The sequence below is a fragment of the Cellulophaga sp. HaHaR_3_176 genome (assembly GCF_019021925.1).
In the GTDB taxonomy this organism is placed as follows: domain Bacteria; phylum Bacteroidota; class Bacteroidia; order Flavobacteriales; family Flavobacteriaceae; genus Cellulophaga.
Genome location: NZ_CP058990.1, coordinates 84,934 through 101,286 on the forward strand (window position 1 = coordinate 84,934; position 16,353 = coordinate 101,286).

Annotated in this window: 10 protein-coding genes and 1 riboswitch; of the genes, 8 read left to right on the forward strand and 2 right to left on the reverse strand. The window is 32.6% G+C overall.

What is annotated here, in order from left to right:
- Positions 1-40: 40 nt before the first annotated feature.
- Both H0I23_RS00380 and H0I23_RS00385 read left to right on the forward strand, forming a co-directional pair.
- Positions 41-2,353 (forward strand): sodium-translocating pyrophosphatase, encoded by a 2,313-nt coding sequence (locus tag H0I23_RS00380; RefSeq protein WP_254073627.1) that lies wholly within the window; start codon positions 41-43, stop codon positions 2,351-2,353.
- A 70-nt stretch (positions 2,354-2,423) separates the two neighbouring features.
- Positions 2,424-3,425: an App1 family protein gene (locus H0I23_RS00385; protein WP_216784497.1), complete on the forward strand. Its 1,002-nt coding sequence runs from the start codon at positions 2,424-2,426 to the stop codon at positions 3,423-3,425.
- Positions 3,426-3,466: 41 nt separating this feature from the next.
- Here H0I23_RS00385 and H0I23_RS00390 read toward each other — a convergent pair whose 3' ends face one another.
- Positions 3,467-4,081, reverse strand: coding sequence for a deoxynucleoside kinase (locus H0I23_RS00390; RefSeq protein WP_216784498.1), 615 nt, complete (start codon positions 4,079-4,081; stop codon positions 3,467-3,469).
- 264 nt (positions 4,082-4,345) lie between these two features.
- On the opposite strand from H0I23_RS00390, the gene H0I23_RS00395 reads away from it, so the two are divergent.
- The 6 genes from H0I23_RS00395 to H0I23_RS00420 all read left to right on the forward strand — a co-directional run bounded on the left by H0I23_RS00395 (position 4,346) and on the right by H0I23_RS00420 (position 15,696).
- On the forward strand, positions 4,346-5,230 hold the full coding sequence (locus tag H0I23_RS00395; protein ID WP_216784499.1) for a GLPGLI family protein: 885 nt from the start codon (positions 4,346-4,348) through the stop codon (positions 5,228-5,230).
- A 6-nt stretch (positions 5,231-5,236) separates the two neighbouring features.
- Positions 5,237-7,924 (forward strand): outer membrane beta-barrel protein, encoded by a 2,688-nt coding sequence (locus H0I23_RS00400; protein WP_216784500.1) that lies wholly within the window; start codon positions 5,237-5,239, stop codon positions 7,922-7,924.
- 196 nt (positions 7,925-8,120) lie between these two features.
- Positions 8,121-9,377 carry a methionine adenosyltransferase gene (metK, locus tag H0I23_RS00405; protein ID WP_216784501.1) on the forward strand — a complete coding sequence of 419 codons (1,257 nt, stop codon included), beginning with the start codon at positions 8,121-8,123 and terminating at the stop codon, positions 9,375-9,377.
- A 154-nt stretch (positions 9,378-9,531) separates the two neighbouring features.
- Positions 9,532-9,658: riboswitch (SAM riboswitch) on the forward strand.
- Positions 9,659-9,794: 136 nt separating this feature from the next.
- A complete protein-coding gene (locus H0I23_RS00410; RefSeq protein ID WP_216784502.1) occupies positions 9,795-11,069 on the forward strand; it encodes an O-acetylhomoserine aminocarboxypropyltransferase/cysteine synthase family protein in 1,275 nt (424 codons plus the stop codon).
- A 70-nt stretch (positions 11,070-11,139) separates the two neighbouring features.
- On the forward strand, positions 11,140-14,523 hold the full coding sequence (gene thrA / locus H0I23_RS00415) for a bifunctional aspartate kinase/homoserine dehydrogenase I (RefSeq protein WP_216784503.1): 3,384 nt from the start codon (positions 11,140-11,142) through the stop codon (positions 14,521-14,523).
- Between the two features lie 3 nt (positions 14,524-14,526).
- Positions 14,527-15,696: a PLP-dependent aspartate aminotransferase family protein gene (locus tag H0I23_RS00420; protein ID WP_216784504.1), complete on the forward strand. Its 1,170-nt coding sequence runs from the start codon at positions 14,527-14,529 to the stop codon at positions 15,694-15,696.
- A 57-nt stretch (positions 15,697-15,753) separates the two neighbouring features.
- Here H0I23_RS00420 and H0I23_RS00425 read toward each other — a convergent pair whose 3' ends face one another.
- Positions 15,754-16,290: a hypothetical protein gene (locus tag H0I23_RS00425; protein WP_216784505.1), complete on the reverse strand. Its 537-nt coding sequence runs from the start codon at positions 16,288-16,290 to the stop codon at positions 15,754-15,756.
- Positions 16,291-16,353: the final 63 nt, after the last annotated feature.

Genomic DNA, 16,353 nt, shown 5'->3' on the forward strand with positions numbered 1-16,353 from the left:
CGTTTTTTTGAGATATTATTAATAAATAATCGACTAATTTATGAAATCAATGATTATTTACATGCCGATTTTAATGGCTGTATTAGGTTTACTTTATATGGTTTTTAAAAAATCATGGGTATTGAGGCAGGATGCAGGTGATGGGAAAATGAAAGAAATTTCAGATCATATACATGAAGGTGCAATAGCTTTTCTTAATGCGGAGTATAAACTTTTAGGGTTTTTTGTACTAATAGTTAGTGTACTATTAGCAATAGTTTCTTTTGTAGTACCCACAACGCATTGGTTAATCGTAATTGCATTTATTTTTGGAGCTATATTTTCAGCTTTTGCGGGTAATATAGGTATGAAAATCGCGACTAAAACTAATGTTAGAACAACACAGGCAGCAAGAACAAGTTTACCAAAAGCTCTAAAAATTTCTTTTGGAGGAGGCACTGTTATGGGGCTGGGAGTGGCAGGCTTAGCTGTATTAGGTTTAACAGCTTTTTTTATATTTTTCTTTCATTTTTTTATGGGAGGCGTTTGGACAAATACAATGGATATGACTATTGTACTTGAGACATTGGCAGGTTTTTCTTTAGGAGCAGAATCAATAGCACTATTTGCCCGTGTTGGTGGCGGTATTTATACCAAAGCTGCAGATGTAGGTGCAGATTTAGTAGGAAAGGTAGAGGCAGGTATTCCAGAAGATGATCCTCGTAACCCCGCTACAATTGCGGATAATGTTGGTGATAATGTTGGTGATGTTGCAGGTATGGGAGCTGATTTATTTGGGTCTTATGTTGCAACAGTATTAGCCGCAATGGTGCTTGGTAACTATGTGATTAAAGACATGGGAGGATCTATTATTGACGATTTTGGAGGTATTGGCCCTATTTTATTGCCAATGTCTATAGCAGGTGTAGGTATTATTATATCAATTATTGGTACCATGCTCGTAAAAATTAAAAATAACGATGCAAAAGAAGCACAGGTTATGGGTGCTTTAAATATTGGTAATTGGACATCTATAGTTTTAGTTGCGGTATCTTGCTTTGGTTTAGTTACATGGATGTTACCAGAAACTATGAAAATGGAATTTTTTGGAGAAGGATTGCAAGAAATATCATCAATGCGTGTATTTTACGCAACCTTAGTTGGTTTAATAGTAGGGGCAGTTATTTCTTCGGTAACAGAATATTATACAGGTTTAGGTAAAAAACCAATCTTAAAAATTGTACAACAATCGAGTACAGGGGCAGGTACAAATATTATTGCAGGTTTAGCTACAGGTATGATATCTACATTCCCTTCCGTATTATTATTTGCTGCAGCTATTTGGGCTTCTTATGCATTTGCGGGTTTTTACGGCGTGTCGTTAGCGGCATCTGCAATGATGGCCACAACAGCAATGCAATTAGCAATTGATGCTTTTGGACCTATTTCAGATAATGCAGGTGGTATTGCAGAAATGAGTGAACAAGAACCAATTGTTAGAGAACGTACCGATATATTAGATTCTGTAGGAAACACCACAGCCGCTACAGGTAAAGGGTTTGCAATCGCTTCAGCGGCATTAACTTCGTTGGCACTTTTTGCTGCATATGTTACATTTACAGGTATTGATGGAATTAATATTTTTAAAGCACCAGTTTTAGCAATGTTATTTGTTGGTGGTATGGTGCCGGTTGTTTTTTCTGCTTTGGCAATGAATGCTGTGGGTAAAGCTGCAATGGAAATGGTGCAAGAGGTACGTCGTCAGTTTAAAGAGATACCTGGTATTATGGAAGGTACAGGGAAACCAGAGTATGATAAATGTGTAGCTATTTCAACAAAAGCCTCGTTGAGAGAGATGATGCTACCTGGATTATTGACAATTGGTTTTCCTCTTGCAATCGCTTTTATTCCAATGATTTTTGGAATGAATAATTTAGCAATTGCAGAAATGTTAGGTGGTTATATGGCAGGTGTTACCGTTTCTGGTGTGCTTTGGGCAATATTTCAAAATAATGCAGGAGGAGCTTGGGATAATGCTAAAAAATCTTTTGAAGCAGGTGTAGTAATCAACGGCGAAATGACTTTTAAAGGTAGTGAGGCTCATAAAGCAGCAGTAACAGGAGATACTGTTGGTGATCCTTTTAAAGATACTTCAGGGCCATCGATGAATATTTTAATTAAGCTTACGTGTTTAATAGGTTTGGTAATTGCTCCAATTTTAGGTGGGCATATAGAAGAGGGTGTTGCGGCAACCCATAAAGGAGTATATACAGAGGTTGTTGTAAATACTCAATATTTAGCAGAAGCACAGTTGGCTGCATATAAGAAAGAAAGTTTTAGTAGCTTAAAATTAGTTGTTGAAACTGAAGAGTAGATAAAAAATAAAATGAGTTTAAAACTAAAACCTGCTAAATTCTTTTAGCAGGTTTTTATACTTTTATACCATGAGTTTATTTAAGAAAGATCCTTTGCAAATAATCACGTTTGATGCCTATGGAACAAATACGCATTTTTACTTGAGAGGAAGGGCTTTAGAAGATGAGTCTATAAATTTAGATCGCAGAAATATTTTTAGTTTACTTAAAAATATGTGGAAACGTTTAGAGACAGATGAGGTTAAGAATACTGAAATTGAAGTAAGATTGCCTAATGGGGTAATTTTAAAATCTAAAACAGATAAGCATGGTTATTTTAAGGTGAATGAAAAAGTTGAGGATTTATATAAATTAATTAATGATGAGGGTTGGGTGAATTTTGAAGTAGCTTACGCAGATACTTCTATAAAGAGAGTAATTCAACTTAAGAATAGGTTTCCAGGGAAAATATTAATTCCTTCAAATAAGGCAAATTTTGGGGTGATAACCGATATTGATGATACAATACTACAAACAGGTGTTGTATCCATATTAAAATGGAGGGTGCTCGTAAATACCGTGTTTAAAAGTGCTAAAAAACGTTTGCCGTTAAAAGGAGCGCCAAATTTATATAATTTACTACATAGAGGTATATCTGGAGAAAATACAAATCCTATTTTTTATGTAAGCCATAGTCCATGGAATTTATATCGCTACTTGGAGTTGTTTTTAAGGCAAAACGATTTTCCTAAAGGACCAGTTCTGCTGCGTACTTTTCAAACTTTTTTTATAAGAAAAACAGACGGTCATCAACCTCAAAAACAAATAGAAATATTAAATCTATTAAAAACATATCCTAAATTACCGTTTATACTTATAGGTGATAGTGGTGAACATGATGCTGATATTTATAAAGAAATTGCAGAGCTGTACCCTGATAGAATATTAGCAATTTATTTAAGAAGTGTAAATAGTCGTAAGCGTATGTTACGAGTAAAAGGAGTATACGATAATTATAAAACAACACCTGTACTTTTTGTAGAAGACAGTGATCAGGCTATAGAGCACGCAAAAAAAATGAAGTTCATTTAATTTGAACTCCATTTTTATAATATTATTTAATTTTTCGTGATTTAAAACAAGCCATTTATTTCAGCATCAATTCTATTAATAATAGTCCCCAAATCCTCAGGGTTATCTACAAAATCAAGATTGTCGACATCGATAATTAAAAGTTTTCCTTTTTCATAACTTTGGCTCCAAGCTTCGTAACGTTCGTTAAGTCGACTTAGGTAGTCGATAGAAATAGTATTTTCATAATCACGACCACGTTTGTGAATTTGACTTACTAAATTAGGAATTGAACTGCGTAGATATATTAATAAATCTGGTGGTTGAACTAATCTTTCCATCAGCTCAAATAAACTAGAGTAGTTACTAAAATCTCTGTTGGTCATCAAGCCCATCGCATGAAGGTTTGGTGCAAAAATATAAGCATCTTCGTATATGGTACGATCTTGAATGATGTTTTTACCTGTTTCTCTTATTTCTAAAATTTGGCGGTAACGGCTATTTAAAAAATAGATTTGAAGATTAAAACTCCAACGTTCCATTTGGTTATAAAAATCATCTAAATATGGGTTGTCAACAACATCTTCATAATGAGGCTCCCAGTTAAAATGTTTGGAAAGTAGTTTTGTTAAAGTGGTTTTTCCAGCACCTATATTTCCAGCAACAGCAACATGCATAGTGTATTTTATTAATTGATTCTTAAATTCTAAGGAGGACACAATATACAACGAATCTTGGGTTGTAAAAAAAATAGTTGCTCAAATACAAAAATGTTTCATAAAACTTGATTTTACACCCTGTTTAATAGTGTTTTTTTATTTTTGTAAATCATTTTATACTGGTTTGTTTATGAGAAATTCGAGATTGAACTTCTTTTTTGATGTTTTAAATTAAACCAAAAGAGTTTTTTAGAGTCAAACTACAATATATAACCTCTTATTATGAAAAAATGTATTCTTTTAATTTTTGCTTATTTGTTCGTTTTAGGAACTGGGTATTCTCAAGATTTTCAAGGTAAGGCATATTATCAATCTAAAACATCAGTAGGTGATATGAGTTTTGGAAGGCGAGATATGTCTGAAGAACAAAAGAAACGTATGATGGAGCGTATGAAAAAAATGTTTGAAAAAACGTTTATTTTAACTTTTGACAAATCAGCAGCTATTTATATAGAAGAAGAAAGGTTGGATGCGCCAACAAATGATAATGGTAGGGGGCCGAGATTTGGAGGTGTAACTCCAGGTAAATTATATAAAAACATAAAAGATCAAAGTTATACAAATGGGTCAGAAATGTTTGGTAAGTTTTTTTTAATTAAAGATGATTTACAAAAGCTTGATTGGAAGATGGGTTCAGAAACAAAGAAGATAGGAAACTATACTTGTTATAAAGCAACGGCAATGAAGGCTGTTGATTCTACTGATTTTGCAGCATTAAGAAGAAAAAGAGAAAAAGATAGAAAGAAAGAGGAGGGAAATAAGGAAGGGGAAGAAGGAACTAATTTATTATCAGTTGCTGAAGAACCTAAAGAAATGGAAATAACGGCATGGTTTACACCTGAAATCCCTGTAAGTCAAGGCCCCTCTGATTATTGGGGTTTACCAGGTCTAATTTTAGAAGTAAATGCAGGTGATACAGCTATTTTATGTACTAAAATTGTATTGAATGCAGAAGAGAAAGAAGAAATTAAAGCACCAACAAAAGGAAAAGAAGTAAATCAAGCAGAGTATAATAAAATAATGCTTGAAAAAATGGAAGAAATGTCTGAGCGTTTTAGAGGAGGTAATAGAGGTTCAGGTGGTGGCCAAGGTAGATCTCGAAACTAATTTATTATGAAAATATACAAATCATTTTTTCTAATATTATTGTTTTTAAGTATTACTGCGGTAGGTTATACTCAGAATATAACTATAACAGGTGTTGTAAAAGATAGCTTAGGGGTTGCGTTAGAAATGGCAAATGTTGTTGCCGTAAACCAAGAGAGTAAATCGCTTGATGCTTTTGGAATTACAGACCCAAATGGTCGATATAAACTAAATGTCAAAATCAATACAGCGTATAGTTTAAAATTTAGTTACATAGGTTTTCAGCCTAAAGAGCTTTTAATAAATGTTAATGAAACAGACTTACAACGTGATATAATTCTTGCTGAGCAAGCAGAAAACCTCGATGAGGTTGAGGTTGTTTATGAGATGCCTGTTGTTGTAAAAGGAGATACAATTGTATATAATACAGACTCTTTTGTGACAGGAACTGAAAAAAAATTAGAAGATGTATTAAGTAAGCTGCCAGGAGTAGAGATAAATGATGATGGAGAAATTGAAGTAGAAGGAAAGACGGTTACAAAAGTGATGGTTAATGGAAAGGATTTTTTTGATGGAGATTCTAAGCTGGCAGCAAAAAATATTCCAGCAAACGCACTCGATAAAATAGAGGTGCTTCGAAATTATAGTGAAGTATCGCAATTAAAGGGCGTTACTAATAATCAAGATAATGTAGCATTAAACATTAAATTAAAATCAGGAAAAGAGAAGTTTTGGTTTGGAGAAATTACGGCAGGTTTGGGCTTAGATAATCGTTACTTGGCACACCCTAAATTATTTTTCTATAGTCCTAAATACAGTATCAACATACTAACAGATCTTAATAATATTGGCGAATTACCTTTTACTTCTAGAGATTATCGCAATTTTACAGGTGGTTTTAGAAGTAGAACAGGAAATACTGGAACTAATTTTAGTGTTGGTGATGGAGGTTTAGGTTTATCGCAGTTGCAAAATAATCGTGCAAAAGAAATTGAAACACGATTCGGAGCTGTTAATTTTAGTTATGCTCCGACTGAAAGTTTAGATTTAAGTGGTTTTGCAATTTACTCGTATGCTAATACCGATTTACAAACTGTTGCAACGCGTACTTATATCAGTAGTAATCAACAAGAAATAACAACTACAGGAACCGAGCAAACATCTAATTTAGGCTTGTTTAAGCTGAGCGGGGCATACGCACCTAATGCAAATCTGCAAGTAGAATATGATGTGCTTGCTAAATTTTCAGATGAAAATGAAGATGTAGGTATTTTATCAGTTGCAGATGTTACAGATCAAATATTCGAAAATAAAAAGCAAACACCATCTAGTATTAATCAAAACGCAAATGTGTATTATACGGTTGATGAAAAAAATATTTTAGCTTTTGAAGCTCAATATTTAATTCAAAACGAAGACCCATTTTATAATGCAATTAGAGAAATTCAGCCATTTGAAAGTATCCTTCCTTTAGATGAAAATCAATCTAATTTTAATATCAATCAAGATCGAAAAATAAAAACAAATAAATTTGACTTTAAAGCAGATTACTATTTTATCACAGGCGCAAAAAGTAATATTAATTTTACATTAGGTACTACTCAAAGTAGTCAGCAATTCAATTCTAATATATTTCAAATTTTAGATGGTAATTCTGAATTAGATTTTACAAATGATGATTTGGTTAACGATGTGGAATTTAATTTTTCTGATGTTTTCCTAGGTTTTCATTATAAATTAGTGGCAGGTAAATTCACTTTTAACCCAGGTTTTAAGGTTCATAATTATAAGGCGAAAAACACACAGTTAGGAACATCAGTTACTGATGATTTGTTTAATATCGTTCCAGATCTTTTTGTCAATCTTCAATTAAAGCAGTCAGAAAGTATTCGTTTTAATTATAGTGTAAACCGTCAATTTTCAGATATAGATAAATTTGCAAATGCTTATATTTTTAGTAACTATAACTCAATGTATCAAGGTAATCGCGATTTAGAAAGTGCTCTGTTTCATAATGTATCGCTTAATTTTTTCAGTTTTAGTATGTTTAATATGCAAAATATTTTTGCAAATGTTAGCTATAGTAAAAGAGCAGATGCCTTTAAAAATAACAGTTCGGTTGTTGGTATAAATCAAGTAAGTTCTACTATAAATTCAAACTTAGAAGATGAGGTGCTGTCTGGTTCGGCAAATTACCAACGAACATTTGGTAAAATTAAAGCAAGTGCAAGAGGCTCTTTGTCGTACTCTAGCTTAAATAATATTATTAATAATAGCCCTGTAAAATCAGAATCATTAACGCAAAGTTATAGAGGCGGTTTAGCAACTAGCTTCAAAAACGCTCCTAATGTAGAATTTGGATATAACTATAGTGTAAATAATTATGATAACGGAGGTATTGAATCTACTTTTTATACTGAAAGTCCATTTTTAAAGTTTGATGCAGCATTTTTGAAGAACTTCATTTTTTTAGCAGATTTTGATTATTATCATTATAAAGATAGAGCCAATACTGTTGATAATGAGTACGGTAATTTAGATTCAAGTTTATCATACCAAAAGAAAGATAGTAAGTGGGAGTACAGTGTTCAGGTTACAAACTTGTTAAATAATACAGAGCTAAATCAAGATAGTTTTAATGAGTTGTTTTTTAGAACTTCGTCATACGTAATTCAGCCAAGGTATGTAATGCTAAAAGTCAAATATGATTTATAATTTACAAATTGTTGTTAAACATTTTTTTAAATAGAATCATTTCTTATACTTTTGTATCATTAATAATTTGAGGAAGGATTTGACTGATTGCAACCTCGTAAAAAATGCTAAAGCAGTTGTGACTAATTTTTTAATTAGTTGCTATCTTCTTTTTCAGTGTTTTTAGTCAGGTCTTCCTAAAAGATAAAACCATATAATGGCTTATTTATTTACATCAGAATCTGTTAGTGAAGGACACCCAGATAAAGTAGCAGACCAAATTAGTGATGCACTTTTAGATAATTTTTTAGCTTTTGATCCAGAAAGTAAAGTAGCATGCGAAACATTAGTGACTACAGGTCAGGTTGTTTTAGCGGGTGAAGTTAAGAGTGATACCTATTTAGACGTTCAGCAAATTGCTAGAGACGTTATCAATAAAATCGGATATACAAAAGGCGAATATCAATTTAGTGGAGACTCTTGTGGTGTTATTTCTTTAATACATGAGCAATCTAAAGATATTAGCCAAGGTGTAGATCGTGGTTCTAAAGAAGAGCAAGGAGCTGGTGATCAAGGTATGATGTTTGGTTATGCAACCAAAGAAACAGAGAACTACATGCCTTTGGCTTTAGATATTTCACACAAAATATTACAAGCATTAGCTGATTTAAGAAGAGAAAATTCAGAAATAAGTTATTTAAGGCCAGATGCAAAAGCACAAGTAACTATTGAGTATGATGATAACAATGTTCCGCAGCGTATTGATACGATTGTAGTTTCTACACAGCATGATGCTTTTGATGCTAACGATGAAAAAATGTTAGCTAAGATAAAAACAGATATAATTTCAATTTTAATACCGAGAGTTAAAGCACAATTACCAGAAGGTATTCAGGTTTTGTTTGATGATGCTATTACGTACCATATAAACCCAACAGGTAAGTTTGTAATTGGTGGCCCTCATGGCGATACAGGTTTAACTGGTCGTAAGATTATTGTTGATACTTACGGTGGCAAAGGTGCACATGGTGGTGGAGCATTTAGTGGTAAAGATCCAAGTAAAGTAGATAGAAGTGCAGCTTACGCAGCCCGACATGCAGCTAAAAATTTAGTGGCAGCTGGTATAGCAGATGAAATATTAGTACAGGTAAGTTATGCAATTGGCGTAGTAGAACCAACATCTATTTATGTAGATACTTATGGCACTGCAAAAGTAAATTTGAATGATGGTCAGATTGCAAGAAAAGTGGCTGAATTATTTGATATGCGTCCGTTTGCTATAGAAGAACGTTTAAAATTACGTAATCCTATTTATTTAGAAACAGCAGCTTACGGCCATATGGGTAAAGAGCCTATTACAGTAACTAAAACTTTCGAATCTCCTTACAACGGTAAAGTAGAAAAAGAAGTTGAGTTGTTTACATGGGAAAAATTAGATACAATTGAGGCTATAAAATCAGCATTCAACATATAAATTATTCAAAAAAGTTTCCTCTATTTTTTTGCTAAAAATCAGTAGAGGAAATTTTTTAACAATTAGAAGTGAATTTAAAAATATTAGTTAATTATTAGGAATTTTAAAAGTTCCATAGTTAATTTGCAGCTTACAAGTTCAAACACGTATTGAATAGTTATCAAGAAAGGTGGAGGGAATAGACCCTTTGAAACCTTAGCAACCCTTTGTTCTCATTTATGAAACAATGAAGGTGCTAAATTCTACCAAATGTGCTACACGGCATTGGCGGCAGATAACAAATAAATCAATTGCTTTTCTAGAGCATTTGAATATTTCTTCTTAATAACTTTTTGATTTTCACTTAACTCAGACAGTGGTCTGATTAATAAGTTTGACTTTTTATATTATTAATTAATTTAGAAAAACAAAAAAATCATGAGTGATCACAAATTAGCAACAAACGCATTACATGCAGGACATGACACAACACAAACTGCAGGTACAAGAGCAGTTCCAATCTACCAAACATCATCATATGTTTTTAGAGACACGGACCATGCCGCAAAATTATTCTCTTTAGGAGAGTTAGGGTTTATTTACACACGTTTAAATAACCCAACAAACGAAATTTTACAAAATAGATTAGCTGCTGTTGAGGGTGGTGTAGGTGCGGTAGTTTTTGCATCTGGTACTTCAGCAATAGCTACAGGTTTGCTAACGCTTTTAAAAGCAGGAGATCATATTGTTGCTTCAAGTAGTTTGTATGGTGGTACTTTTAATTTATTGAATGTTACTTTACCAAGATTAGGAATTACAACAACCTTTGTTGATGCATCAAACCCCGAAGATTTTGGTAAAGCAGTACAAGATAATACAAGAGCCTTTTTTGTAGAATCTCTTGGAAATCCAAAATTAGATGTGTTAGATTTAAAAGCGATTTCAAAAGAAGCTAAAGCAGCAGAAGTTCCTTTTATTGTTGATAATACAGTAGCATCACCTGTTTTATTAAATCCAATTGAGCATGGAGCAAATTTAGTTATTCATTCACTTACAAAATATATTGGTGGTCAAGGAACTTCACTTGGTGGGGCAATAATTGATGCAGGTACTTTTGATTGGACAAATGGTAAATTCCCTGAGTTTACAGAACCTTCAGCGGGTTACCATGGTTTAGTATATAGCGAAGCGTTGGGTGCTGCAGCATTTACATTTAAATTGATTTTAGAAGGTTTACGTGATTTTGGTGGTGCTTTAAGTCCATTTAATGCATTTCAAATTATTCAAGGTTTAGAAACTCTGCCTGTTCGTATAAAGCAACATAGTGCCAATGCTTTAGAATTAGCGACTTGGTTAGAGAGTAGAGAAGAAGTAGCTTGGGTAAATTATCCAGGTTTAAAAAGTAGTAAATATTACGATTTAGCAAAAGAATACTTGCCAAAAGGTCAAAGTGGTTTAGTTACTTTCGGAATAAAAGGTGGTTTTGAAGCTGCTCAAAAAGTAACAGATGCAGCCAAAATATTCTCATTGCTAGCTAATATTGGCGATACAAAATCTTTAATTATTCACCCAGCAAGTACAACACATCAACAATTAACAGCTGAACAACAAGATGCTGCAGGTGTACCACAAGACTTAGTTCGTTTGTCTGTTGGTTTAGAAGATATTGAAGATTTAAAAGCAGATTTGACTCAGGCTTTTGCATCACTTTAAAATATTTTAGTTTATAACTATTAGTGCCTGCTAATTTTTTTAAAGACTTAGTAGGTTTAAATAAAATACTATGTTACATCATTTAAAAATAAATAACTATACCAATTACGGCGGTGTATCTCAAGACATTCAATTGTCTTACCAAGTATTTGGGCCAGAGTTGCACACAGCACCAATAGTGTTGGTAAATCATGCACTTACAGGAAGTTCGGATGTTGCTGGTGAAAACGGTTGGTGGTCTGCATTAATTGGAGATGGAAAATGTATAGATACTCAAAAGTATACGATTCTATCATTTAATGTACCTGGTAATGGACATGACGGGTTTATTTTGGAAGATTATAAAGATTTTGTAGCTCAAGATATAGCGAAGATTTTTTTATTAGGACTTGAAAAACTTAAAATAGAAAAGCTTTTTGCATTAATTGGTGGCTCAATGGGTGGTGGTATAGCTTGGGAAATGGTAGCATTAACACCAAACTTAACCGAGCATTTAATACCTGTAGCATCAGATTGGAAATCTACAGATTGGTTGATCGCTAATTGCCAGATTCAAGAGCAGTTTTTATTAAACTCTAGTCAGCCAGTACATGATGCGCGTATGCATGCAATGTTATGCTATCGTACACCAGAATCTTTTAAAGAGCGATTTAAGCGTAGTACAAATGAAGAATTACAGGTTTTCAATGTAGAAAGTTGGTTGACGCATCATGGTACTAAACTGCAAGAGCGTTTTCAGTTATCAGCATATAAACTGATGAATCAATTATTAAAAACAATTGATATTACACGTAATAATAAAGATGCTTTTACGGTAATAGAAAAGAGTGCAACCAATATTCATATTATAGGTGTAGACTCCGATTTGTTTTTTACAGCAAAAGAAAACAAAGACACCTACAAGCAAATAGCACAAGTAAATAGTAATGTTACATACGGTGAAATTAGATCACTACATGGTCATGATGCTTTTTTAATTGAGTTTCAGCAAATGGAACAATTGCTAAAAGGAATTTTTGATCAGAATGGAAAAAGTCAGCGTATAAAAATATTAAAATTTGGAGGTAAATCTTTAGCAAATGGTGATGGTCTTAATCGTGTTTTAGATATCATTACTGCTAAAGTTAAAAAAGGAGAAAATATTGGAGTCGTTCTTTCTGCCAGAGGTAAAGCAACGGATCAATTAGAAAATATACTTAAAAAAGCATCTAAACGTAAAGATTATTTAAAAGATTTTGAGTCATTTAAAGACTATCAAAATGCAGATTTTAATATTGATTTGTCTAAAGAATTTAAAGAATTAGAAAAATTATTTGAAGGAGTTTCTCTTTTAGGTGATTATAGTTCGAAAGTTAAAGATCAGGTTTTAGCTTATGGAGAGTTAATTTCAGGAAAAGTAACGGCTAAATTATTAAATGATAAAGGCATTAAAGCTAGATTTATAGACTCTAGAAACTTAATAAAAACAGATGGTAATTTTGGTGATGCTCAGGTAAAAGAAGCAATATCTAAAGAAAACGTATTATTAGAAATTTCACGATTAGATACGGATTGTGTGCCAGTCATTACTGGTTTTATAGCCTCAAACGCAGATAATGAAACAACCACATTAGGTAGGAATGGTAGTAATTATTCAGCAGCATTAATTGCCAATTTTTTAGATGCAGCTGAATTGCAAAACTACACTCACGTTGATGGTATTTATACTGCTAACCCCGATTATGTTGCAGATGCAAAAAAAATAGCAGAATTATCATACGGAGAAGCAAATGAGCTAGCCAATTTTGGAGCTACGATATTACATGCAAAAACAATTATTCCATTAATTGAGAAAAATATCCCGCTTAGAATATTAAACACTTTTAATGATGATAATGAAGGTACTTTAATTAGTGCAAAAACAAATAAAGAAGGAATTAAATCTTTGTCAGTAATAGAAAACGTTGCCTTGGTAAACTTTGAAGGTCGTGGTTTATTAGGTAAGGTTGGTGTTGATGCTCGAGTATTTAAAGCACTTAGTATAAATAATATTAGTGTGAATATAATTTCTCAGGGTTCATCAGAAAGAGGTCTTGGTTTTGTAGTTGATGCAGATAAAGCAGAAAAAGCAAAAGAAGTTTTAATTGAAGAATTTAGTTCAGATTTTGAAACTAAAGATGTGAATATGATTACGGTAACAACCGATGTTTCTGTAATATCTATAGTAGGTCAAGATTTAAGTTCATTTCACAAGCCTTTCAATGAATTGATTAAAAATCAAATTAGCCCATTGCTTTTTAACAATACGGTTACAGGTAAAAACGTGAGTTTAGTTGTTAGGCGTAAAGATTTGTATAAGGCTTTAAATGTCATGCATGGGCAAGTTTTCGGAATTAGTAAAAAAGTAAACATAGCCCTTTTCGGTCATGGGAATGTTGGTGGCACTCTAATAGATCAGATTTTAAAATCTGCAAAAAATATTGAAGAGCGTAAAGGTATTCAGTTAAATGTTTTTGCAGTTGCCAATTCTAGAAAAGTGCTACTAAGTAAAAAAGGAATTACAGATAATTGGAAATCAGATTTAGAGGCAAACGGAGAATCTTTTTCTTTAGATACTATTTTTGATTTTGCAAAAGAACATCATTTAGAAAATTTAATAGCTGTTGATAATACGGCTAGTAAAACATTTGTGGAATCATATATTCTAATGATTGAAAATGGTTTTGATTTGGTGTCGTCTAATAAAATAGCAAACACATTAAGTTTTAATTTTTATCAAAATTTGAGAAATCAATTAGATAAAAGTCAGAAGCAATATTTGTACGAAACCAATGTAGGCGCAGGATTACCTTTAATAGATACTATTAAATTGTTGCATTTGTCAGGTGAGAACATTACAAGAATTAAAGGTGTTTTTTCTGGTTCATTAAGTTATATATTCAATACATTTTCAGAAGTAGATAGGCCTTTTTCATCTATTTTAAAAGAAGCAATAAGCCAAGGATATACAGAGCCTGACGCTCGTGAAGATTTATCGGGGAATGATGTTGGTCGCAAATTATTAATTTTAGCTAGAGAGTTAGATTTAAGTAATGAATTTGCAGATATTAGTATTCAAAATTTAATACCTAATGCCTTGCAAAATGTTGAGGTAGGTGAATTTAATAGGCAATTAGAATCATTAGATTCAGTTTTTGAGAAGATTAAAAAAGAACAAAAACCGAATCATGTATTACGTTATGTAGGTGATTTGTCAGGAGATTTACAAAAAGAAAAAGGTAATTTAGAGGTGAAATTAGTATCTGTACCTAAAGAAAGTGCTTTAGGCCAAGTAAAAGGTTCTGATTCAATTATTGAAATATATACAGAATCTTACGGAGAAAACCCATTAGTAATTCAAGGTGCTGGGGCAGGAGCAGCAGTTACTGCACGTGGTGTTTTTGGAGATATATTAAGAATTATAGAGAAAAATTAGATAATGGAGAGTAAAAACAAATTCGAAACAGAAGCAATAAGAACGCAAACAGAGCGCTCGCAATTTTTAGAGCATTCTACGCCAATGTATGTAACATCAAGTTTTGTATTTGATGATGCTGAAGATATGCGTGCTTCTTTTAGCGAAGAAAAAGATCGAAATATTTATTCTCGATACTCAAACCCGAATACAAATGAGTTTATTGAAAAGGTTTGTAAAATGGAAGGAGCAGAGGCTGGTTTTGCTTTTGCTTCTGGTATGGCAGCAGTTTTTTCAACTTTTGCAGCACTTTTAGATAGTGGAGATCATGTAATTTCATCTCGTAATATTTTTGGTTCTACACATAGTTTATTTACAAATTTTTTACCGAAATGGAATATCACATCTGATTATTTTGAAATAGATGATTTAGACGGTATTGAAAAGTTGATTAAACCAACTACTAAATTTATTTATGCAGAATCGCCAACAAACCCTGGCGTTGATGTTTTAGATTTAGAGGCTTTAGGTAAAATTGCAAAAAAGCATAATTTACTTTTAATTATAGATAATTGCTTTGCAACACCTTATTTGCAACAACCAATTAAGTTTGGAGCCGATTTGGTGATTCATTCAGGAACAAAACTGATGGATGGGCAAGGTCGTGTGTTAGCAGGTATTACGGTTGGTAGTGCGGAATTAATGGATAAAGTATACCGATTTTCTCGTATTACAGGTCCAGCTTTATCACCGTTTAATGCATGGGTTATTTCAAAAAGTTTAGAGACACTGGCAGTCCGCGTAGATCGTCATTGCGATAATGCTTTAAAGCTAGCTGAGTTTTTAGAAAATCATCCAAAAATAAGTTGGGTAAAGTATCCTTTTTTAAAGTCGCACCCAATGTATGAAGTTGCTAAAAAGCAAATGAAAGCAGGTGGTAGTATTGTTGCTTTTGAGGTAAAAGGAGGTTTAGAAGCTGGTAGAAAGTTTTTTGATGCTATTAAATTACTTTCTTTGTCTGCTAATTTAGGAGATTCAAGAAGTATCGTAACACACCCTGCATCAACTACACATAGTAAGTTGTCTGTAACAGAAAGAGAAGCTGTGAATATTACTGATGGAACAGTAAGAGTATCTGTCGGTTTAGAACATATAGATGATATTATTACAGATATAAAACAAGCCTTAGGGTAATTAAAAAAGCTCCTTTTAAATTTTTAAAAGGAGCTTTTTTAATATTATAGATATTGTTTATTCTTTTTCAAGCGTCATAATATACGTACCAGTGGTAGTAAAAGGTACATCATCTACATCTCTACTTAACGATAAATCATATTCTAAAACTAATGAAGTATCTGTAAGTGTTTTTATAGTATAGGCAATGGCATCTTCTGTTTCTGTAGTAGCAATTAATAAGCCTTCTTCTAAGACCCATTCTCCATCACTTAAAAAATCTTCAACAACTTCTTCTTGTGAATATGTTTCTCCTTCTGCTTCAAATTCAATTAAAACAACAAAACTACCTTCGCTAGTAAATACGTTAGGGTTTTCGGAAAAACGTAGGGAAGCATCAAAATCTTTACCAGTTATAGTTGTTGGGATTGAGAATTCTACGCCATCAATATTCGATGCTATTGTAGCATCTTCTACATCGTAACCAACAAGTTTCCAGTCTCCGACGAGTTTTGCAGAATTTTCAGCTAAATTGTTTTCCGAATTTTCTTCTTTATCGCATGATACAAATAACGTAATCAGAAATACGAATACTAGTAGATTAATCTTTTTCATGTTTGAGATTTATGTTGAGATAAAATAAAGGAATTATAAACTTTTAGGTGATGAAAGTATGTT